At 65.5% G+C, this 21089-nt stretch carries 17 protein-coding genes and 1 tRNA gene; 17 read left to right on the top strand and 1 reads right to left on the bottom strand.

The window, feature by feature from the left end; all coding sequences use genetic code 11:
• Positions 1–242: 242 nt before the first annotated feature.
• The 15 genes from secY to M4J40_RS12100 all read left to right on the top strand — a co-directional run bounded on the left by secY (position 243) and on the right by M4J40_RS12100 (position 17608).
• A complete protein-coding gene (gene secY, locus M4J40_RS12170) occupies positions 243–1577 on the top strand; it encodes a preprotein translocase subunit SecY (RefSeq protein ID WP_251754430.1) in 1335 nt (444 codons plus the stop codon).
• Positions 1574–2152, top strand: a complete 579-nt coding sequence (locus tag M4J40_RS12165; protein ID WP_251754429.1) for an adenylate kinase — start codon at positions 1574–1576, stop codon at positions 2150–2152. The genes secY and M4J40_RS12165 overlap by 4 nt, the downstream gene beginning before the upstream one ends.
• A 322-nt stretch (positions 2153–2474) precedes the next feature.
• Positions 2475–2843 carry a 30S ribosomal protein S13 gene (rpsM, locus tag M4J40_RS12160; protein ID WP_251725459.1) on the top strand — a complete coding sequence of 123 codons (369 nt, stop codon included), beginning with the start codon at positions 2475–2477 and terminating at the stop codon, positions 2841–2843.
• 253 nt (positions 2844–3096) lie between these two features.
• On the top strand, positions 3097–3489 hold the full coding sequence (rpsK, locus tag M4J40_RS12155; protein ID WP_026782401.1) for a 30S ribosomal protein S11: 393 nt from the start codon (positions 3097–3099) through the stop codon (positions 3487–3489).
• A 115-nt stretch (positions 3490–3604) separates the two neighbouring features.
• Positions 3605–4627 (top strand): DNA-directed RNA polymerase subunit alpha, encoded by a 1023-nt coding sequence (locus tag M4J40_RS12150; RefSeq protein WP_251754428.1) that lies wholly within the window; start codon positions 3605–3607, stop codon positions 4625–4627.
• Positions 4628–4717: 90 nt separating this feature from the next.
• Entirely contained in the window at positions 4718–5152 is a 435-nt protein-coding gene (gene rplQ / locus M4J40_RS12145; RefSeq protein WP_251754427.1) for a 50S ribosomal protein L17, read from the top strand.
• Between the two features lie 132 nt (positions 5153–5284).
• Complete coding sequence (locus M4J40_RS12140) at positions 5285–6709, top strand: DegQ family serine endoprotease (RefSeq protein WP_251754426.1); 1425 nt, start codon at positions 5285–5287, stop codon at positions 6707–6709.
• Complete coding sequence (locus tag M4J40_RS12135; RefSeq protein WP_251754425.1) at positions 6706–8019, top strand: replication-associated recombination protein A; 1314 nt, start codon at positions 6706–6708, stop codon at positions 8017–8019. The genes M4J40_RS12140 and M4J40_RS12135 overlap by 4 nt, the downstream gene beginning before the upstream one ends.
• 227 nt (positions 8020–8246) lie before the next feature.
• The gene (locus M4J40_RS12130; protein WP_251754424.1) at positions 8247–9212 is read left to right on the top strand and encodes a hypothetical protein; all 966 of its coding nucleotides are present in this window, start codon (positions 8247–8249) and stop codon (positions 9210–9212) included.
• A 242-nt stretch (positions 9213–9454) separates the two neighbouring features.
• A tRNA-Val gene (locus tag M4J40_RS12125) sits at positions 9455–9529 on the top strand.
• A gap of 211 nt (positions 9530–9740) precedes the next feature.
• Positions 9741–10901 carry an efflux RND transporter periplasmic adaptor subunit gene (locus tag M4J40_RS12120; protein WP_251754423.1) on the top strand — a complete coding sequence of 387 codons (1161 nt, stop codon included), beginning with the start codon at positions 9741–9743 and terminating at the stop codon, positions 10899–10901.
• An 11-nt stretch (positions 10902–10912) separates the two neighbouring features.
• On the top strand, positions 10913–14032 hold the full coding sequence (locus M4J40_RS12115) for a multidrug efflux RND transporter permease subunit (RefSeq protein WP_251754422.1): 3120 nt from the start codon (positions 10913–10915) through the stop codon (positions 14030–14032).
• 20 nt (positions 14033–14052) lie between these two features.
• Positions 14053–14751 (top strand): response regulator, encoded by a 699-nt coding sequence (locus M4J40_RS12110; protein ID WP_251754421.1) that lies wholly within the window; start codon positions 14053–14055, stop codon positions 14749–14751.
• On the top strand, positions 14741–15811 hold the full coding sequence (locus M4J40_RS12105) for a HAMP domain-containing sensor histidine kinase (RefSeq protein ID WP_251754420.1): 1071 nt from the start codon (positions 14741–14743) through the stop codon (positions 15809–15811). Before M4J40_RS12110 ends, M4J40_RS12105 begins: the two co-directional genes overlap by 11 nt.
• A gap of 9 nt (positions 15812–15820) precedes the next feature.
• The gene (locus tag M4J40_RS12100) at positions 15821–17608 is read left to right on the top strand and encodes an ABC transporter ATP-binding protein (protein ID WP_251754419.1); all 1788 of its coding nucleotides are present in this window, start codon (positions 15821–15823) and stop codon (positions 17606–17608) included.
• Between the two features lie 14 nt (positions 17609–17622).
• Here M4J40_RS12100 and M4J40_RS12095 read toward each other — a convergent pair whose 3' ends face one another.
• Positions 17623–19158 carry an MFS transporter gene (locus M4J40_RS12095; protein ID WP_251754418.1) on the bottom strand — a complete coding sequence of 512 codons (1536 nt, stop codon included), beginning with the start codon at positions 19156–19158 and terminating at the stop codon, positions 17623–17625.
• Between the two features lie 116 nt (positions 19159–19274).
• Between M4J40_RS12095 and M4J40_RS12090 the strand changes: the two genes are divergently transcribed.
• Positions 19275–19790, top strand: coding sequence for a TetR/AcrR family transcriptional regulator (locus M4J40_RS12090; RefSeq protein WP_251754417.1), 516 nt, complete (start codon positions 19275–19277; stop codon positions 19788–19790).
• 233 nt (positions 19791–20023) lie between these two features.
• Positions 20024–21076 carry a methyltransferase domain-containing protein gene (locus M4J40_RS12085; RefSeq protein ID WP_251754416.1) on the top strand — a complete coding sequence of 351 codons (1053 nt, stop codon included), beginning with the start codon at positions 20024–20026 and terminating at the stop codon, positions 21074–21076.
• Positions 21077–21089: the final 13 nt, after the last annotated feature.

Here is a 21089-nt window from a genome sequence, read left to right as displayed (position 1 = left end):
TTCACGCGAACGTTGTCGTTTCGCGTGGGGTTGGTGTCGTCCGGGGGCTTATTTCGTTCGCGACTCGGGTCTATATAGCGGACGGCCGGAGCCGGCGGGGGTATCCTCGGCGACCATCCGGGCAAGGGAGAGCGACGCGTGGAGTTTCGACGCGTCCAGGCCCCAATGACAAAAGGCGAGGCGACCTCATCCGCTGTGGTGGGGTGGCGCGCAACCGGGATCCCATTCGGGCGGAGTGAGACATGGCCTCTGCGGCAGAACAACTCGCTGCAAATCTGAATTTCGGCGCGCTCGCCAAGGCGGAAGAGCTCAAGAAGCGGATTTGGTTTACCCTTGGCGCACTTCTTGTGTATCGCCTCGGCACCTATATTCCGCTTCCGGGCATCAACGTCCAGGCGCTGGCCGAAGTGTTCAAACAGCAAAGCCAGGGTATCCTTGGCCTGTTCAACATGTTCTCCGGCGGTGCCGTCGGTCGCGCGGCCATCTTCGCCCTGGGCATCATGCCGTATATTTCGGCATCGATCATCATCCAGCTCCTGACCTCCGTCATTCCCGCGCTTGAGGCGATCAAGAAGGAAGGCGAGTCGGGGCGCAAGAAGATCAACCAGTACACCCGCTACTTCACGGTGCTGCTGGCCGCGGTCCAATCCTACGGCATCGCCGTCGGCCTTCAGGGGCAGGGATCTCTCGTTCTCAACCCGGGCCCGGTCTTCATCTTCTCCACCGTCCTGTCGCTGACGGGCGGTACGATGTTCCTTCTGTGGCTCGGTGAGCAGATCACCTCGCGCGGCATCGGCCAGGGCACGTCGCTGATCATTTTCGCCGGCATCATCGCCAACCTGCCGCACGCCCTCGTCGGCATGCTCGAGCTCGGTCGCCAGGGCGCTCTCGCCACGCCGATCATTCTGGGCGTGCTGATCCTGGCCGTCGTCGTCATCGGTGGCATCGTCTTCTTCGAACGTGCCCAGCGCCGGCTGCTGATCCAGTATCCAAAGCGCCAGGTCGGCAACAAGATGTTCCAGGGCGAGTCGAGCCACCTGCCGCTCAAGCTCAATACCTCGGGCGTCATTCCGCCGATCTTCGCCTCGTCGATCCTGCTGATCCCCGGCACGATCACCGGCTTCGCCGGCACCAATGCCGCCGGCGGCTGGGTGCAGACCTTCGGCACGTTGATGGCGCACGGGCAGCCGCTCTACATGCTGTCCTACGCGGCGATGATCGTCTTCTTCGCCTTCTTCTACACGGCCATCGTCTTCAACCCGACCGATACGGCCGAGAACCTCAAGAAGCAGGGCGGTTTCATCCCCGGCATCCGGCCGGGCGAGCGCACCGCCACATACATCGACTATGTCCTGACCCGCATCAACGTGCTGGGCGCCATCTATCTCGTCGTCGTCTGTCTTCTGCCTGAGTTCCTGATCTCCAGCACCGGTGTTCCATTCTACTTCGGCGGCACGTCGCTGCTGATCGTGGTCTCGGTCACCATGGATACCGTGTCCCAGATTCAGGGACATCTCCTCGCCCATCAGTACGAGGGGTTGATCAAGAAGAGCAAACTTCGGGGGAAGCGTAGATGAGGCTGATTCTTCTCGGGCCGCCGGGCGCCGGCAAGGGTACGCAGGCGCAGAAGCTGGTGGACCGCTACGGCATCGTTCAGCTGTCGACCGGTGACATGCTGCGCGCCGCCGTCGCCGCCGGCACCGAGATCGGCAAGAAGGCGAAGGCCGTCATGGACGCCGGCCAACTGGTGTCAGACGAGATCGTGATCGGCATCGTCTCCGACCGAATCGATGAGCCGGATGCCAAGAACGGCTTCGTGCTCGACGGCTTTCCGCGCACCGTGGCCCAGGCCGAGGCGCTGGACAAGCTGCTGGCCGACAAGAAGCTGAAGCTCGATGCGGTCATCGAGTTCAAGGTCGATGCCGAGAAGCTTGTCGATCGGATCGTTCGCCGCGCCGAGGAAGCCAAGGCCGCCGGGCAGCCGGTGCGCAAGGATGACAATCCGGAAGTGTTCCGCAAGCGCCTCGAGGAGTTCCGGGCGCTGACGGCGGCGCTGACCCCCTTCTATGCCAAGAGCGGCCTTTTGAAGCCGGTCGATGGCATGGCCCCCATCGAAGAGGTCGCCGGCGCGATTCGCGCCGCCCTCGAGTGAGACGGACGCCCGGCGAGGGACATTGGGTCCCGCGTCGGGCGATCGGTCGCCGCCCGGGCGTTCCGGCGGCGATTTCGGCGATAAACCCGTGTCCGAATGGTTGACGGAGAGGCCGGTTCCGGCTATGAACCGCCACCTATCCACGGGTTCTTCGTGCGATGGCCCGTAGACGCTCGTCCATGTCGGATGGTGCGCCGCAGGTCTCGCGAAAAGGTAACCCGGCCGGCGCCGCTTCATGGGGCCGCCGTCAAGACACCGACCTCCACGGCTTGAACGGGGGAGGGAGCGATCCGAAGGATCGCGACGACAGGAGTGAAGTGAAGTGGCCCGTATCGCTGGCGTCAATATTCCCACCGCCAAGCGCGCCCTGATCGCGCTGCAGTATATCCATGGCATCGGCCCCAAGTTCGCCGAGGAGATCCTGTCGAAGGTCGGCATCGATCAGGCCAAGCGCGTCAACGAGCTGTCGGACGCCGAAGTTCTGCAGATCCGCGAAGTGATCGACCGCGACTACGTCGTCGAGGGTGATCTTCGTCGCGAGACCGCCATGAACATCAAGCGTCTGATGGACCTTGGCTGCTACCGTGGCCTGCGTCACCGCAAGGGTCTGCCGGTTCGCGGTCAGCGCACGCACACCAACGCCCGTACCCGCAAGGGCCCGGCGAAGGCGATTGCCGGCAAGAAGAAGTAATTCCGTTTCGTCGGTCCGGCTCCGCGTCGGTCCGACGAGAAGGCTCGGACATGGCGCCGGTTCCGCGAGCGATCGCGGTCGGCGCTTTGTCCATGGTGGAAGGTCTGGAAGGATCGTTCGCCGACTGGGGAAGGGCAAAGGGTGCCCGTTCCTTATTCGTTCCGGTGCGCGGAGTTTCTCCTAGAGGCATGCGCTCCGGTGTAGCCGCTGGCATTACGGCGGTGACGAGATCGAAAACGAGAGAGTGAAGAGCATGGCCAAGGAAGCCGCAGGCCGCGTCCGCCGTCGCGAACGCAAGAACATCACGTCCGGCATCGCCCACGTGAACTCCACCTTCAACAACACGATGATCACCATCACCGACGCGCAGGGCAACACCATCTCCTGGTCGTCGGCCGGCACGATGGGCTTCAAGGGCTCGCGCAAGTCGACCCCGTACGCCGCCCAGATGGCCGCCGAGGATGCCGCCCGCAAGGCGTCCGAGCATGGCGTCAAGACCCTGGAAGTCGAAGTCTGCGGTCCGGGCTCCGGCCGTGAGTCGGCGCTGCGCGCTCTGCAGGCCGCCGGCTTCCTGGTGAGCTCGATCCGCGACGTTACCCCGATCCCGCACAACGGTTGCCGTCCGCGTAAGCGTCGCCGCGTCTGACGCTCATCCGCGAACGCCCGGTGGCCGCGAAGGCGCTGGGCATGGCCCGTCAAGGCGGTGGTCCCCGCGGGGGATGCGGCCCGCGGCGAACCGCTTCATATGAAAGGGTATCAACGTGAGCATCCAGAAGAACTGGCAAGAGCTCAAGAAGCCGAACAAGCTCGAGGTCATCCCGAGCCGCGATCCGAAGCGCTTCGCGACCGTCGTCGCCTCGCCGCTCGAGCGTGGCTTCGGCCTGACGCTCGGCAACGCGCTCCGTCGTGTCCTCTTGTCCTCGCTGCAGGGTGCGGCGGTGACGGCGGTTCAGATCGACGGCGTGCTGCACGAGTTCTCCTCGATCGCCGGTGTGCGTGAAGACGTCACCGACATCATCCTGAACATCAAGGAAATCGCCGTCCGCATGCAGGGCCAGGGCCCGAAGCGGATGGTCGTGCGCAAGCAGGGTCCGGGCGTCGTCACCGCAGGTGACATCCAGACCGTCGGCGACATCGAGATCCTGAACCCCGAGCTGGCCCTTTGCACCCTCGATGAGGGCGCCGAGATCCGCATGGAGTTCACGGTCGACACCGGCAAGGGCTATGTCCCGGCCGACCGCAACCGCCCCGAGGACGCTCCGATCGGTCTGATCCCGGTCGACAGCCTCTACTCGCCGGTGCGCAAGGTGTCCTACAAGGTCGAGAATACCCGCGAGGGTCAGGATCTCGACCTCGACAAGCTGACCCTGACCGTCGAGACCGACGGCTCGGTGAAGCCCGAGGACGCCGTTGCCTACGCTGCCCGCATTCTCCAGGACCAGCTGGCCATCTTCGTCAACTTCGAAGAGCCGCAGAAGGACACCAAGGTCGAGACCGTTCCGGAGCTCGCCTTCAATCCGGCGCTGCTCAAGAAGGTCGACGAGCTCGAGCTGTCGGTCCGTTCGGCAAACTGCCTGAAGAACGACAACATCGTCTACATCGGCGATCTGATCCAGAAGAGCGAGGCGGAGATGCTCCGCACGCCGAATTTCGGCCGGAAGTCGCTCAACGAGATCAAGGAAGTGCTGGCGCAGATGGGGTTGCATCTCGGCATGGAAGTCCCGAACTGGCCGCCCGAGAACATCGAAGACCTGGCCAAGCGCTACGAAGACCACAACTACTGAGCATCACGCTCGCCGGAGGGCGTGGCTCTCCGGCTCGTTCAAAACAACATGCCCGGCGTGAGCCGCGCGAAAGACAAATAGGAGTAGGCCATGCGTCACGGTAATGCGGGCCGTCGGTTCAACCGCACTCAGAGCCATCGTAAGGCGATGCTCGCCAACCTCGCCATCTCGCTGGTCGAGCACGAGCAGATCGTCACCACCCTGCCGAAGGCGAAGGACCTGCGTCCGATCGTCGAGAAGCTGGTGACCATTGCCAAGAAGGGTGGTCTCGCCGCTCGTCGTCAGCTCGCCTCGGAGCTGCAGAACAACGAGATCGCCGCCAAGAAGCTGTTCGACGTGCTCGGCCCCCGCTACAAGGACCGCACCGGTGGTTACACCCGCGTGCTGAAGGCCGGCTTCCGTCAGGGCGACTCGGCCCCGGTCGCGGTGATCGAGTTCGTCGACCGCGACGTCGCTGCCAAGGGCGCCGCTGACAAGGCCCGCCAGGCTGCCGAGCCGGTCGAGGCCGAGACGGCTGCCGCCTGATCGAAGCGCTTCGCTGAAAGTTGAGCAAGGGGCGGCCCATTGGGTCGCCCCTTGTTGTTTGGGCGTCCTTCCGTTGCCATATTCGGCGGCGTACAAGATGGCTCGTCGAACCTGCACCTTCGGAGACATGCGATGCGACCCTACGGATTGGCCCGCCTCATTCTCGCTCTTGGCCTCGCAGCCTGTGTGTCTCTCGGCGGCGCCACGGCTGCCGAGCGGGCGGTGCCGGCGTCGGAAGCGCAGGTCAAACTGTCCTTCGCGCCGGTGGCCAAGGTAGCGGGCCCCGCCGTGGTCAACGTCTACTCCACGAAGACCATCAAGGTCGCGTCGTCTCCGCTGATGGACGATCCGTTTTTCCGCCAGTTCTTCGGTGGGAACATGCCGGGCATCGGCCGCCAACGCGAACGGCACCAGCAGTCGCTGGGGTCCGGCGTCATCGTCGATCCCTCCGGTCTCATCGTCACCAACAACCACGTCATCGAGGACGGTGACGAGGTGAAGGTGGCGCTGTCCGACCGGCGCGAGCTGGAATGCGATGTGGTGCTGAAGGACGAGCAGCTGGACCTCGCGGTGCTGAAGGTGCGCGATCCCAAGGAACCGTTGCCGACGCTGCCGCTCGCCGATTCCGACCAGTTGCAGGTCGGCGACCTCGTGCTGGCCATCGGCAATCCCTTCGGCGTCGGCCAGACGGTGACCCAGGGCATCGTCTCGGCGCTGGCCCGCAGCCAGGTCGGCATTTCCGACTATCAATTCTTCATCCAGACCGACGCCGCCATCAACCCGGGCAACTCCGGTGGCGCGCTGGTCGACATGGACGGCAAGCTGGTCGGCATCAACACGGCGATCTTCAGCCGGGGGGGCGGCTCCAACGGCATCGGCTTTGCCATTCCCTCCAACATGGTGAAGGTTTTCGTCGACTCTGCTCGGCGGGGCGGCTCGGCCGTGGAGCTGCCCTGGATCGGCGCCGAGCTTCAGGCGGTGACCTCGGACATCGCCGAAAGCCTGGGTCTCGATCGTCCTTCGGGCGTGCTGATCACCTCGATCCTGCGCAAGAGCCCGGCAGAAGCGGCCGGCCTCGATGCCGGCGATCTCGTCGTCGCCGTCGATGGCGTCGAGGTGAGTGACCCGCGCGTCTTCAACTACCGCCTCGCCACCAAGGGCGTCGGTAATGTCGCCAAGCTCACCATCAACCGGGCGGGCAAGCTGATCGAGGTGCCGGTGAAGCTTATGACGGCGCCGGAAACGACGCCGCGCGAGTCCCTGACGATCAAGGCGCGTTCTCCCTTCCAGGGGGCGACGGTCGCCAACGTTTCTCCCGCCGTCGCCGCCGAGATCGGATTGTCCTATCGCGGTCAGACCGGCGTGGTGATTACCGCCGTGGCGCCCGGCTCGCCGGCCGACCGTATCGGCCTGCAGAAGGGCGATATCGTGCTCTCGGTCAATGGTAACGACATCACCAAGACCAAGGTGCTGGCCGCGACGGCTGCGTCCGATCCGCTGTTCTGGCGTGTCGCCATCGACCGCAACGGGCAGATCCTGCGCATGGCCTTCAGATGAGCGATCTGTTCGGCGTCAGCACGGCGGACAACAGGGCCGGCCGGCCGCTGGCCGATCGGCTGCGTCCGGCAAACCTGTCGGAGGTGGTCGGCCAGGAACACCTGGTCGGGCCGAGCGGCACCATCACCCGCATGTTGGCGTCGGGCTCGCTCGGCTCGCTGATTCTCTGGGGACCGCCGGGGTCGGGCAAGACCACGGTCGCCCGCCTCCTCGCCCACGAGACCGACCTTGCCTTCGAGCAGGCCTCGGCCATCTTCACCGGCGTCGCCGACCTCAAGAAGCTGTTCGACGCCGCGCGTCAGCGTCGGGCGCTCGGGCGCAGTACGCTGTTGTTCATCGATGAGATCCACCGCTTCAACCGCGCCCAGCAGGACAGCTTCCTGCCGGTCATGGAAGACGGAACGGTGACGCTGATCGGCGCCACCACTGAGAACCCGTCCTTCGAGCTCAACGCGGCCTTGCTGTCGCGCGCCCACGTGCTGGTGTTCAAGTCGCACGACGAAACCTCGCTCGGCCAGTTGCTCGACCGCGCCGAGGAGGTGACCGGCAAGCCCTTGCCACTCGATGACGAGGCGAGGGGGGCGCTGATCCGGATGGCCGACGGCGATGGCCGCGCCGCGCTGACCCTGGCCGAGGACGTCTGGCGCGCCGCCGGCGAGGGCGAGGTGTTCGACGCCAAGACGCTTCAGGAGATCGTCCAGCGGCGGGCGCCCGTGTATGACAAGGCCCAGGACGGCCATTACAACCTGATCTCGGCGCTGCACAAGTCGGTGCGCGGCTCCGACCCCGACGCCGCCCTTTACTACTTCTGCCGCATGATCGATGCCGGCGAAGACCCGCTCTACGTCATCCGCCGCGTGATCCGCATGGCGGCCGAGGACGTCGGCCTTGCCGATCCGCAGGCGTTGTCCGTCTGCATCGCCGCCCAGAGCGCCTATGAGATGCTCGGCTCGCCCGAGGGCGAACTCGCCATCGCCCAAGCCGTCGTCTACGTGGCGACGGCGCCGAAATCCAACGCTGTCTATAGCGCCTTCAAGACGGCGATGGCGGCGGCCAAGGAATACGGCAGCGTCGTGCCGCCGCGTCACATCCTCAACGCCCCGACCAAGCTGATGAAGGGCGAGGGATACGGGGCGGGCTACCGCTACGATCATGACGAGCCGGACGCCTTTTCCGGCCAGGACTACTTCCCCGAGAAGATGGGCCGTCGCTCCTTCTACCATCCGGTCGAGCGCGGCTTTGAGCGCGAACTCAGGAAGCGCCTCGACTATTGGGCCCGCCTGCGTCGCGAACGACAAGGCGAAGTGTGAGGTTAACGCGCGCGGCCCTCAGGTGGTCCGAGTTGCGAACCGGTTGCCGGTAATCCGACCGATTTCGGGACGGTACGGCCGGGTGAGACGTCACCTTTGGCTGAAAGCCGCCGAATCTCTCCGTTAACCATTTGTCTTCAATGGTTTTTTAACCCGTTCCATTAAGCTCGAAGTCGGAATTGTGGTGTAGCTTGGTCTCCGAGATCAAACCACAGGGAGTGGGCACGATGACCGACAGCGGAAAGACGATAGCGCCCGGCGCCGTGCCGCTCGACGCGGTCGCTCGCCTGCGCGCCGCCGTCTATGCCGATGGCAGCGTCGACGCCGAGGAAATCCGCCATCTCTGTCGCCTCGCCGCCGAGGAAGGCTTCCCGACGGCGGCCGGCCGTCAGCTCTACATCGAGGCCCTGACCGACTATGTCGCCTTGCAGACGGCCCCGAGCGGCCACGTCAGCGAGGATATGGCCCGATGGTTGATCGGCGTGCTGTCGGCCGACGGCATCACCACCGATCTCGAGGTCGACCTTCTGGTCAACATCATGCGCCGCGCCGATTCGGTGCCGGTCGAGCTGTCCGCTTTCGCGCTTGCCGAGGTATCGCGTTCCGTCCTGAATGGCGCCGAGGACGGCGAGGGTGGGGTCATCTCCGCCACCGACGTCGAGCGGATGCGCTCGATCCTCTACGCCTTCGGCAATGAGCGCTCGGTCGGCATCAGTCGTGAGGAAGCGGAGGTTCTGTTTGACCTCAACGACCGCAGCCGCGAGGCCGACAACGATCCCTCGTGGTCCGACCTGTTCGTCAAGGCGATCGCCTCCTTCCTGATGGCGGCGCGCGGCTATACGCTGATGTCGCGCGAGGAGACATTGAGCCGGGACGCCTGGCTCGACGCGCCATCCGGCGGCATCACCGCGCTGTTCGGCGACATGCTTTCAAGCATGCTGTCCAACGGGCTGCGCGGGGTCTGGTCAGCCTGGAACCAGCAAGACGACGCATCCTCGAAGCCGATCGAGGCCGACGAAGCACGCATCCGCGAGGCTGAGACGGTCACCTCCGAGGAGGTGAAGTGGCTGGCCGATCGTATCGGTCGCGATGGCGTCATCCATGCCAACGAGAGGGCGCTCCTAAAGTTCTTGTCCGAGGAAAGCCCGGACATTCATCCTTCGCTGCGTACTTTGCTCGACACCGCTGCCTGACCCGGTCGAGAGCGCTTCCCCTACGCAGCGCCCTGCGCGCGGCGCCCGGAGATCCCCCCGGGCGCCGCGGAATTTTTCAAGCGAACCATTGGCGTCCCCGACCTCACGGAGGACATTTTCGCCAGCGGCGGGCCGGAGTCCCAAGCCTGTCGCCGCCATCCCCAGCCAGCAAATTTTCGTGCTCCTGACGCCTTGACTTGCCCCGCCGAGGGCCCTTATATCGCGCCACCGCATGACGGTCAGGGCGCGTAGCTCAGCGGGAGAGCACTTCGTTCACACCGAAGGGGTCACAGGTTCGATCCCTGTCGCGCCCACCATTCAACAAAAGGCCCTGCTGGCAACAGCGGGGCCTTTTGTTTTGGCGCGCCGCGCCCTACAGCCCGAGAGACGCTCGGGCATCGACTGGCAGGCCGCCGTGACGATGACGCCCCCCGAACGCGTTCATCCATGAAATCTCCACAAAACCTCGTCGGTATATCGACAGGCAAGTGTGAACCAGCGCGCTGAACTTAGTGTCTGGACACCGATATGCCGCGCCTCCGTTTGCTTCTGCTTCTTTCTGTCGTTTCCGTCGTCGCGTCCGGAGCGATATTTGCCTGCTGGTCGGCTGGTGCCGGCCCGGATGAGCAGGTGGCGGCTGACGACGCGCCTGCTCAGGTCGTCACCCGTGTGCTCTCGCCCACGCGGGTGATGCTTTTCGACGAGCTTCCCGGCCGTGTGGCCGCCTATCGCCGCGTCGAAATCCGGCCGCAGGTGGGCGGCGTCATTATCCAGCGTCTGGTGGAGGAGGGGGCTCGCGTCGACGAGGGGCAGGTGCTGTTCCAGATCGACCCGGCGCCGCTCAAGGCAGATCTTGCCATCGCCGAGGCCGGCTTGAAGCGCGCAACGGCGCAGGAAGCGCATGCGCGACGCAACCTCGAGCGGGCCGACCTGCTGCTCGCCCGCAATGTGGCGAGCCGGGAGCAGAACGACAACGCCCGCAACGAGCTGGCGCTGGCCGGCGCCAATCTGGCCGAGGCGCGGGCCGTGGTCGACCGGCGCCGGCTTGATCTCGCTTTCGCCACGCTGCGCTCGCCGACCAGAGGCTACGTGGGCAGCGGTCTGGCCGACGTCGGCGGTCTCGCCTCGTCGTCGTCGGACAAGGCGCTGGGCGTCGTGCAGGACATTGATCGCGTCTACCTCGATCTGCGCCTGCCGGCGGCGCGGCTCGATGCCGTGCAACAGGCAACTACCGAGGGCTTGGGGGCGATCGAAATCGTCGGACCCGGTGGCACGCCGCATGCGCGGCCGGGCCGGCTGAAGTCGTCGGGCATCGTCGTTGATCCCGGCACGGGCAATGCCTCCGTCCGCGTCGAGGTGGAGAACCCGGAGCTGTCCTTGCTGCCGGGCATGTATGTGCGGGTGAAGATGCCGCGCGGCGTCATCGCAAACGCGTTGCTGGTGCCCGAGGAAGCGGTTCTGAGGGGCGCGACGAGCGCCGCCCAGGTCGTGGTGGTCGGGGCGGATGGCCGCGCCGAGCGACGTGACGTGCGATTGGGCGAGTCCGTCGGTGGTGAGGTTGTCGTCACCGACGGCTTGAGCGCGGGCGAGGTCGTCGCCATTCGCGGCCAGGAGCGCGCCGAGGACGGCATGCCCGTAACAACCGCCCCGCCTCAGCAAGCCAGCCTGCCCGCCGTCGGCCAGCCATAAGAGACAAGTCCATGTCGCAGTTCTTCATCGACCGGCCGGTGTTTGCCTGGGTCATCGCCATTTTCATGGCGCTGGCCGGCATCGTCGCCATCCCGCAGCTGCCCGTGGCGCGCTTCCCGGAGGTTGCGCCCCCCAGCGTCAGCATTTTCGCCAGCTACGGCGGCGCTTCGGCGCAAACCGTCAGCGACAGCGTCGTTACCCCGATCGAGAAGGAACTCTCGAGCGTCAAGAATGTGCTCTATTACGACAGCACCGTCGACGCCACCGGCGGCGCCAGCATCCAGGTCACGTTCAAGCCGGGCACCGACCCGGAACTGGCGCAGGTGGACGTGCAGAACAGGCTGAAGAACGCCGAGGCGCGCCTGCCGGAAGCCGTCCGCCGAAACGGCATTGGCGTCGAGGCGGCCGAGTCCGGCTTTCTGATGGTCATCACGCTGAAGTCGCGGTCCGGAGCCACCGAGGAACTGGCGCTCGGCGATTATCTCACCCGCAACCTGTCGGAGGAGCTCAAGCGCATTCCCGGCGTCGGCCGCGTCCAGCAGTTCGGGTCGGAACGTGCCATGCGCGTTTGGGTCGATCCTCAAAAGCTCGCCGCCTATGGCCTGACCATGGGGGATGTGACGGAGGCCATTACCCGCGAGAATGCGCAGGTCTCTCCCGGCCGGGTCGGGGATGAACCGACTGTGCCGGGCACAAAGACGTCAACGCCGCTTACCGTCAGGGGACAACTGACCAAGCCCGAGGAGTTCGCCGCCATCACCCTGCGCGCCGAGGCCGACGGCGCGCGCCTGACCCTCGGCGATGTGGCGCGCGTCGAGCTTGGCGCGCAGACGCTGGCCTTCGGCGTGAGCAGCAATGGCAAGCCCGCCGCGGCGGCGGCCGTCCAGCTGGCTTCGGGTGCCAACGCGGTCCGCACTGCAACCGCCATCGAGCAGCGTCTTGCCGAGCTTCGCACCGGCATGCCCGCCGACATGGACGTCTCCATCTCGTTCAACACCGCGCCCTTCGTGAAGGTGTCGATCATCAAGGTCGTCCAGACGCTGTTCGAGGCGATGGCGCTGGTGTTCCTCGTCATGCTGCTGTTCCTGCAAAAGGTCCGCTACACCGTCATCCCGGCCGTGGTGGCGCCGGTGGCCTTGCTGGGTACCTTTGCGGTGATGATGGTGGCTGGCTACTCGATCAACGTGCTGACCATGTTCGGCATGGTGCTGGCCATCGGCATCATCGTCGACGACGCCATCGTCGTGGTCGAAAACGTCGAGCGCATCATGACCCGGCAGGGGCTTTCGCCCAGAGACGCGACGCGTCAGGCGATGCGCGAGATCTCGGGCGCCATCGTCGGCATCACCCTGGTGCTCTCCGCCGTGTTCATTCCCATGGGCATGGCCAGCGGATCGGTGGGGGCGATCTACCGCCAGTTCACATTGTCCATGTCGGTGTCGATCCTGTTCTCCGCCTTTCTGGCGCTGACGCTGACGCCGGCGCTTTGTGCGACCATCCTGAAGCCGGCGACGGGTCATGCACGGAGCGGTTTCTTTGCCTGGTTCAATCGCGGGTTTGCCAGCCTCACCGACGGATACACCGGCTGGGTCGGCTGGATGCTGCGTCGCGTCGGGCGCATGCTGGTCATCTACGGGCTGCTGCTGGCCGTGGTCGGGCTTGGCTACACGCGCATTCCCTCGGCTTTCGTTCCGGAAGAGGACCAGGGGAGCTTCATGGCCATGTTCGAACTGCCGGCCGGGGCGACGGCCGAGCGCACGCGCAAGGTCGTGGCCGCCTACGAGGCCCATACCGCCACACGGCCCGACATCGCCGACAGTACCGTCATCCTGGGGTTCGGCTTCTCGGGCTCCGGCCCCAACGCCGCGCAGGCCTTCACCAGCCTCAAGGACTGGAGCGTGCGCAAGACGTCCGTCGACGAGGAGATTGCCGCCGCCCAGGCCGCGATGGCCGACATCCCCGAGGGTACGGCGATGATCATGAAGCCGCCGGCGATCGAGTCCCTGGGGACGACATCGGGTTTCTCGCTGCTGCTCGAGGATCGCGCCAACCGCGGCACGGCCGCGCTGAAGGCGGCGGAGGCGCAACTGATCGCGCTCGCCTCGCAAAGCCGCCTGGTCACCGGCGTGATGAGCGAAGGCTTGCCCGACGGGGCGAGCATCTCGCTTGAGATCGATCGTCAGAAGGCTCAGGCCCTGGGCGTGCCGTTCTCCGCCATCAGCGAGACGATTTCGACGGCGGTCGGTTCGTCCTATGTCAACGACTTCCCGAACCAGGGGCGCTTGCAGCAGGTGATCGTCCAGGCGGACGCCTCGGCGCGGATGCATGTCGAGGATGTGCTGCGCCTCGAGGTCCGGAACCTCAGCGGCGGCATGGTGCCGCTGTCGGAAGTCGTCCGGCCGGTGTGGGGAACGTCTTCCCTGCAGATGACGCGCTACAACGGCTATCCGGCCGAGCGCATTTCCGGTTCGGCGGCGCCCGGCGTGTCGAGTGGCGCGGCGATGGCCGAGATGGAGCGTCTGGTCGCGCAACTGCCTCAGGGGTTCGCGCTCGAATGGACCGGCCAGTCCTTCCAGGAAAAGCAGTCGGCCTCGCAGGCGCCGATGCTTCTCGCCGCGTCGGTGCTGATCGTCTTTCTCGTGCTGGCAGCCCTCTACGAAAGCTGGTCAGTCCCGCTGGCCGTCCTGCTGATCGTTCCCCTCGGGGTGCTCGGCGCGGTCCTCGCCGTTCTGGCAAGGGGGTTGGAGAACGATGTCTTCTTCAATGTTGGGCTCATCACGATCATCGGCCTGTCGGCGAAGAACGCCATCCTGCTGGTCGAGTATGCCCGCCATTTGCGCGAACAGGGGGCTGGGCTGGGGCGCGCCGTGCTGAAAGCGGCGCGCCTGCGGTTGCGGCCGATCCTGATGACGTCGCTCGCCTTCATCCTGGGCGTCGTCCCCTTGATGATGGCGCGCGGGGCGGGATCGGAAATCCAGAGTGCCATCGGCACCGGCGTTTTCGGCGGTATGCTTTCGGCCACCTTGCTGGCGGTTTTCTTCGTGCCGGTGCTTTATGCTGCCGTCAGCCGGCTGACCGTTGCGCGGTCGGCGCCAACCAACCCGAAGGCCGCACCCATGCCCGCCGAGTGAGCGGCCTGCGAGAGACCACCATGAACAACGCCCTGATCCTCATCATCGAAGACGAGCCGGAGATCGCCGAGATCATCGAGACCTACTTTGCGCGCGAAGGCTTTCGGGTGATCACCGCCGGCGATGGCCCGATCGGGCTTGCCCATCATCAGCGGCTGAGGCCGGATCTGGTCGTGCTCGACATCAAGCTGCCGGGGCTCGACGGCTACGAGGTGCTGGCGGCGATCCGCCGGCGGGGCGATACGCCGGTCATCATGGTGACGGCGCTGGCCGAGGATCTCGACAAGCTGCAGGCCCTGCGCATAGGTGCCGACGATTACGTCGTCAAGCCCTTCAATCCGCTGGAAGTCGTTGCCCGCGCCAAGGCTGTTCTGCGCCGCACCATGGGGCGCGGTTCCGATCAGGTGCTGCGTGTCGGCCCGCTGAGCGTCGATCCGCAGGCCTATGTCGCCACCATCGACAACGACACGGGGGCCGTGGCGCTGGACCTGACGCGGACGGAGTTCCGCATTCTCGCCCACATGGCGGCCAGCCCGAACCGGGCGTTCGAGCGCTCGGAACTGGTCGATGCCTGTCTTCCCGAAAGCGAGGCGCTCGACCGCACGGTGGACAGCCATGTCAGCAATCTCCGCAAGAAACTGACTGCGGCGGGAGGCGAGGGGCTTCTGGTGGGCGTTCGCGGTGTCGGCTATCGATTGGATTGGGCGCATGGGCGGTAATCTCAACACCCGCATCATCCGGGCGATGATCATGCTGGCCCTCGCGGCCTTCGCGGTCGTCTACTTCGGCCTGATGGCCTACTTCTTCCTCATCTACGACTGGCTTTATCCGGAAGCCATCTACGACGAGAGTTGGCGGCTCGGAGATACCGTCACGCTCGGCCTCTTGCTGGGCATCGGCATCCTCACTGCGTCGGCCTTTGGCTGGCGTCTGGCCCGCCAGATCGTCGAGCCTCTGAAGTCGGTGGGGGCGGCGGCGCGCAAGGTGGCGGAAGGCGATTTCTCGGCCCGCGCCGCAAGCGGAGCCAAGAGGTTTGGCGAGGCGGGCGATCTGGTCGACGATTTCAACCGCATGGCCGAGCAGTTGCAGCGCGCCCAGTCCGAGTTGAAATACTCCAACTCGGCCATCGCCCACGAACTCAGAACCCCGCTGACCATTTTGCGCGGACGGCTGCAGGGACTGCTGGATGGCGCCTTTACCCCCAGCCCCGAACTCTACAGTCGCCTGATCGCTCACGTCGACGATCTCTCGGCCATCGTCGAGGAGCTGCGCACACTCGCCCTCAACAACGCCGGTCAGCTCGATCTCGACTGCAAGCGGCTGGATCTCGCGCCGGCGGCCGAGGCGGCGCTTCTGTCGCTCGACGATCAGTTGAATGCGGCCGGGATCACCATCGCGCGTCGGTTCGACAGCGCCGTCGTGAACGCCGATCCGGCGCGGCTGCGACAGGCCTTGGTTGCCGTGCTCGACAACTGCCGACGCTACGCTCCAAAGGCACAGGTGCTTGTGGAAACGGGCATTTCCGACGGGCAGGCCTTTTTCCGTTGCTCGGACAATGGCCCGGGACTGTCAGACGAAAATCGGGCCCGCGCCTTCGAGCGCTTCTGGCGGGCCGATGACTCGCGTGGCCGCAGTCGCGGCGGATCCGGTCTCGGCCTGTCCATCGTCAAGGCGATCGCGCAGGCTCACGGCGGCGACGCGCTCATCCTGCCATCCGGTCAGCCCGGACTTGCGATCGAGATCCGCCTTCCTTGCCCCACCGCCACCAACCCCGATTGAGTTTTCCCGATGCGCACCGACACGCCTTCGTCACCGGACGAGGGCTATTCCGACCTCGCCAGCCAACACGTCTCGCTCTCCCGCGTGCTGGCGCTCTTTCGTCCCTATCGCCTGCGCCTCGCGGGCGTGGCGCTGCTCATGGTGTTGGCCTCGGCGGTCAGTCTGGCCGGGCCTTTTCTGCTGCGGGCGGTGATCGACATCGCCCTGCCGCAACATGACCTTGCCCTGCTTGTCTGGCTGGTGGCGGGCATGGTCACCGCCGCGCTGATCGCCGCGGGCGTGGGCGCGCTGCAGGTCATCATCTCGTCCCGCATCGGGCAGGCCATCCTGCACGATCTGCGGGTGCGGCTCTACTCCCATCTGCAGAGCCTTTCGCTCAGGTTTTTTACCGGCACCCGCGCTGGCGAAGTTCAGTCGCGCATTGCCGGCGATATCGCCGGGCTGCAATCGCTGGTGACCGAGACCGCGAACGAACTCGGTCGCTCGCTCAGTTCGGTCATCATGACCGCGATCGCCATCGTGCTGCTCGACTGGCGGCTGGCGCTGTTCGTTCTGCTGATCGTGCCGGGGGCGGTGCTGATCAGCAGCCGCGTCGCCCAGATTCGCGAAGCGCTGACCTACGAGCAACAGGCCCGGGCCGCCGACATGTCGGCGGCCGTGCAGGAAACGCTGTCTGCCTCCGGCATCATCCTGGCCCGCACCATGGGGCGCGGTTCGCACTTGTCGCAACGCTTCGCCCGGATTTCCCGCGATCTGGCAAAGCTCGAGGTGAAGTCTCACACCGCCGGCGAGTGGCAATGGTCGCTGATCAACTTCGCGCTGGCCGTATTGCCGGCGATGACGCTGCTGGCCGGTGGTTTGCTGATGCGAAGCGACAACCCGGCGACAATCGGCACGCTGGTTGCCATGATCGCGCTGCAGGAGCAGCTTCTGTGGCCCTTCGAGCAGGTGCTGGAAATCGGCCGCGACATGCGCAAGACCCGTGCGCTGTTCGCCCGGATCTTCGAGTATCTCGACAAGCCGGCCGAGATCACCGAGCATCCCGACCCGATCACGATCGAGCGCGGCGCCATGCGCGGCGAGGTGCGCCTGGAAAACGTTAGTTTCGCTTATCGCGAGGATGGTCAGCCCGCGATCAACGACATCAACCTGGTCATCCCCGCCGGCAGCCATGTCGCCATCGTTGGCCCGACAGGCTCGGGCAAGACGACATTGGGCTACCTGCTGGCGCGTCTCTATGATGTCGACAGCGGCGCCATCCGCTTCGACGGCGTGGACCTGCGCAATCTCGGCTTCGACACGCTGTCCCAGATGCTGGGCGTCGTTTCGCAGGAGCCCTACCTGCTCCACGCCTCGGTGGCCGAGAATCTTCGCTTCGCCAAGCCGGGAGCGACGGACGAGGAACTGATCGCGGCGGGCAAGATCGCCCAGATCCACGACCATATCGCCTCTCTGCCCGAAGGCTATGGCACGATTGTCGGCGAGGGGGGCTACCGCTTTTCCGGCGGCGAGAAGCAGCGCCTCGCCCTTGCCCGGACCATCCTGCGCGATCCGCCCGTTCTGCTGCTGGATGAGGCGACCAGCTCGCTCGACACGCGGACCGAACGGGCCATGTCGCTGGCGCTGGAGAACACGGCCAAGGGACGCACCACGATCACCATCGCCCATCGTCTGTCCACCATCCGCCATGCCGATCGCATCGTCGTCATGCAGGCAGGCCGACTGGTCGAGGAGGGCACCCATGACGAGCTGAAGGCACGCGGTGGCCTCTACGCCGCCCTGCTGAGGGAGGCCTGACGGCTGCCCTCACTTCAGGGATGTACGTTGTCTTCATCGGCAGCGCGCTGGCCCTCATAGCCGGCCAGCACGAAGAAGACTGCGACGGAGAGGATGCCGATCAGGCTGGCGGCGGTGGAGAGAAGCACCGAGTGCGTCCTGGCGAAGGCGGCCTTGCCCGCCTCGATCAGGGCGGCGGCATCGACATCGGCCAGCTGATCGGCGGCCAGATAGGTGTCGCCGATCGAACGCATCGCCTGCTCGCCGAGGTCGGGCGACAGGTCCGGCGGCAGCGCGATCATGTGGCCGAACACGGCCGACATGAACACGCCGAAGAAGGTGATGCCGAGTCCGGTGCCCAACTCGTAGCCTGTCGCTTCGAGCGACCCCGCCGCGCCGCCCTGGCTGGCGTCGACCGAACTCATGATGGCGACCGACGACGCGGTGAGGCCGACGCTCAGCATCAGTCCCAGCACCGCCAGCAGCACGGGTACGATCACGCCCGGCTCGCCGAAATCGCTCCAGGCCAGGAGCCCGAGCGCGGTGGCCGAGATGAACAGGGACAGGCTGGCCAACAGGCGCAGGCCGAGCACATTGGACAGATAGCCGGCGATCGGGCCGCCGACGGCCGACGCCGCCATGATGGGAATCATGAATATCCCGGCCTGGAGGGGTGTCTTGTCCAGAACATACTGGAGTTCCTGGGCCAGCGTCAGCTCGACGCCGGCGAGCGCTCCGGTGGCGACGACGGCCATGATGATGCCGGCCAGGATGGCTGGACGGGAGAACAGCGACAGGTCGAGAAGCGGATCGGCCGAGCGCAACTGCCGGCGCGCGAACAGCGCCAGCATCGCTATGCCAAAGGCGAGGGTGGCGAGGGTGATCGCGGGCGCCTGCTTTCCGGCAAAGCCGGCCTTGATGCCGTACACCAGCGAGATCATGCCGCACAGCAACAGAACGGCGTGGCCAAAGGCCCATTTGCCGGCGGTGGTCGGTTCGGTTCGGGGTAGGAGCATGTAGCAGGCCGAAACCACGACCAGCATGATGGGGACATTGATCAGAAAGACCGACCCCCACCAGAAATGCTCCAGCAACGCCCCACCGACCAGCGGCCCGACCGCCGCGCCGGCCGAGCCCACCGTGCCCCACAGGCCGAGGGCCAGCGCACGCTCGCGGTCGTCCTCGAAGGTCCGCCGGATGATGCCGAGAACGCAGGGCATGATCATCGAGCCGCCAAGGGCCAGCAGCATGCGGGCCGCGATCAACATGCCGGCGCTCGGCGCGAAGGCGGCCAGACCCGAGGCGGCGCCGAAGATCATCAGGCCGATCAGCAGGATGCGCCCGTTGCCTACCCGGTCGGCCAGTGTACCCATCGGGACCAGCAGGCCGGCCATCAGCAACGGGTAGATGTCGATGATCCAGAGCACCTGCGTGTTGGACGCCCCGAGCGCCTGCGTCAACGCCGGAACGGCGATATGCAGGATGGTCATGTCGAACACCACTGGCAGGAAAGCCAGCATCACGGCGATCAGCATTAGCCAGCGTCGCGGATCGGCACTCGTCGAGGACATGGTTCACCCAAATAACTGTTGCCGGCCGGATATAAATACATATGTATGGATTTCAATGCGAAATCGAATGGGTGGGCGAGGCTTTGGGCAGAAAACCGACAATTACCCGTGATCGATTGTTGGACCTGGCGGAGGAGATCGTCCGCGACGAGGGCGCCAAGGCGCTGACGATCGATGCGCTGGCGCGCGCTGCGGGCATATCGAAGGGGGGCGTGCAATATGCCTTCGCCTCGAAGGAGGATCTTGTCAGGGCGCTGGTCGATCGATGGACCAGCAAGTTCGATGAGGTGCTCAACGCTGACGATCAAGCCGCGCCGGCGGAACTTGTTCGTCGCTACATTCGGGCAATGCGCGCTTCGCAGGAGGTGCCGGATGCCAAGATGGCGGGGCTGATGACCAGCTACCTTCAGGACCCAGGGAACCTCTATGGCATCCGTGAATGGTATCGCGCGATCTTCAGGCGGCTTGAGACGGGAACGGCAGACGGACAAGCCGCCCGCGTGGCTTTCCTCGCCGTCGAAGGGCTGTTCCTGATGCGCGTCGTCGGCATCGACAAGGACGGCGCATGGGCCGCCTTCCTGGACGACGTGGAAGCGGTCTTGGCGCGGCTGGTTCAGGATGCGGCCGGCTAAAGCCCGCGCTGCGTGGACCCGACCACGCCTCTGGAGGCGCGACATTCAACTGCATCAGCTTTGAGGGGGTCTTGCGTCTGGATCGGCGGTCGGCTGACGCCGGAGTCATGTCACCGATATGCCATTTTCGCTTTTTGTCCTGTGGGTGACAGACCTATTTTCCGAACAGGGTGATGATCCCCACTGGGGCTTCCTGACGCGCGTTTGGGTCATTGGGAAGCCGGGAGGTTGGGATGGACGAGCAGACGGCGACGGTTCGGGACTATTACGGGACGCGGCTTGCGGGGAGCGGAGATCTCAAGACCGGTGCCTGTTGCTCCTTGGAGCCGCTTTCGCCGCGACTGCGCTCGATCCTGGAGACGATCCATCCGGAGGTCGTCAATCGCTTTTATGGCTGCGGCTCGCCCATGCCGGACGACGTCGAGGGCATGACGGTGCTCGACCTTGGCTGCGGCACGGGGCGCGACGTGTTCATGGTGTCGGCGCTGGTCGGAGAGGGCGGCCGTTCCATCGGCGTCGACATGACGCCGGAGCAACTGGCGGTCGGTCGCGACCATCAGGCCGAGCAGGCACGTGTTTTCGGTCACCGCGCCTCCAACGTCAGCTTCATCGAGGGCCAGTTCGAGGATCTCGCGTCTCTCGGTATCGCAGACGGATCGATCGACGTGGTGATCTCCAATTGCGCCCTCAACCTGTCACCGGACAAGGCGAAGGTGTTCGCCGAGATCCATCGGGTGCTGAAGCCCGGTGGCGAACTGCTGTTCTCGGACGTCTTTGCCAGTCGCCGCCTGCCGGCCGAGGTCGCCGCCGATCCATTGCTGGTGGGCGAGTGTCTGGGCGGCGCGCTCTATGTCGAGGATTTCCGCCGCCTGATGGCGGCAAGCGGCTGGCCGGACTTCCGCCTGCTCTCCAGGCGCCCCATCGCCATCGGCCACCCCTATGCCGAGCTTCTTGTCGGCGCCACGACCTTCTGGTCGATGACGGTGCGTGCCTTCAAGCTCGATGGGCTCGAGGACTGCTGCGAGGATTACGGTCAGGTGGCGACCTATCTAGGCAGTCTGCCCGACTCGCCGAGCGCCTTCGTTCTCGACGATCATCATCGCTTCATAGCCGGAAAGCCGATGCTGGTTTGCGGCAACACGGCCGCCATGATCGGTGAGAGCCGCTTTGGCCGGCATTTCCGGGTCGACGGGAGCCGGGCCGTGCATTTCGGTCGGTTCGACTGTTCTACGCCGGGCGGCGGCGCGGAGATCGACGCGGCCCCGGCCTCGGGGTGCTGCTGCTGACCCCATCTTCCGT

This window comes from Pleomorphomonas sp. JP5, from assembly GCF_023721815.1.
Classification (GTDB): Bacteria; Pseudomonadota; Alphaproteobacteria; order Rhizobiales; family Pleomorphomonadaceae; genus Pleomorphomonas.
Note: the sequence above shows the minus strand (reverse complement) of the source record. Positions and strands in the feature narration are given on the sequence as shown.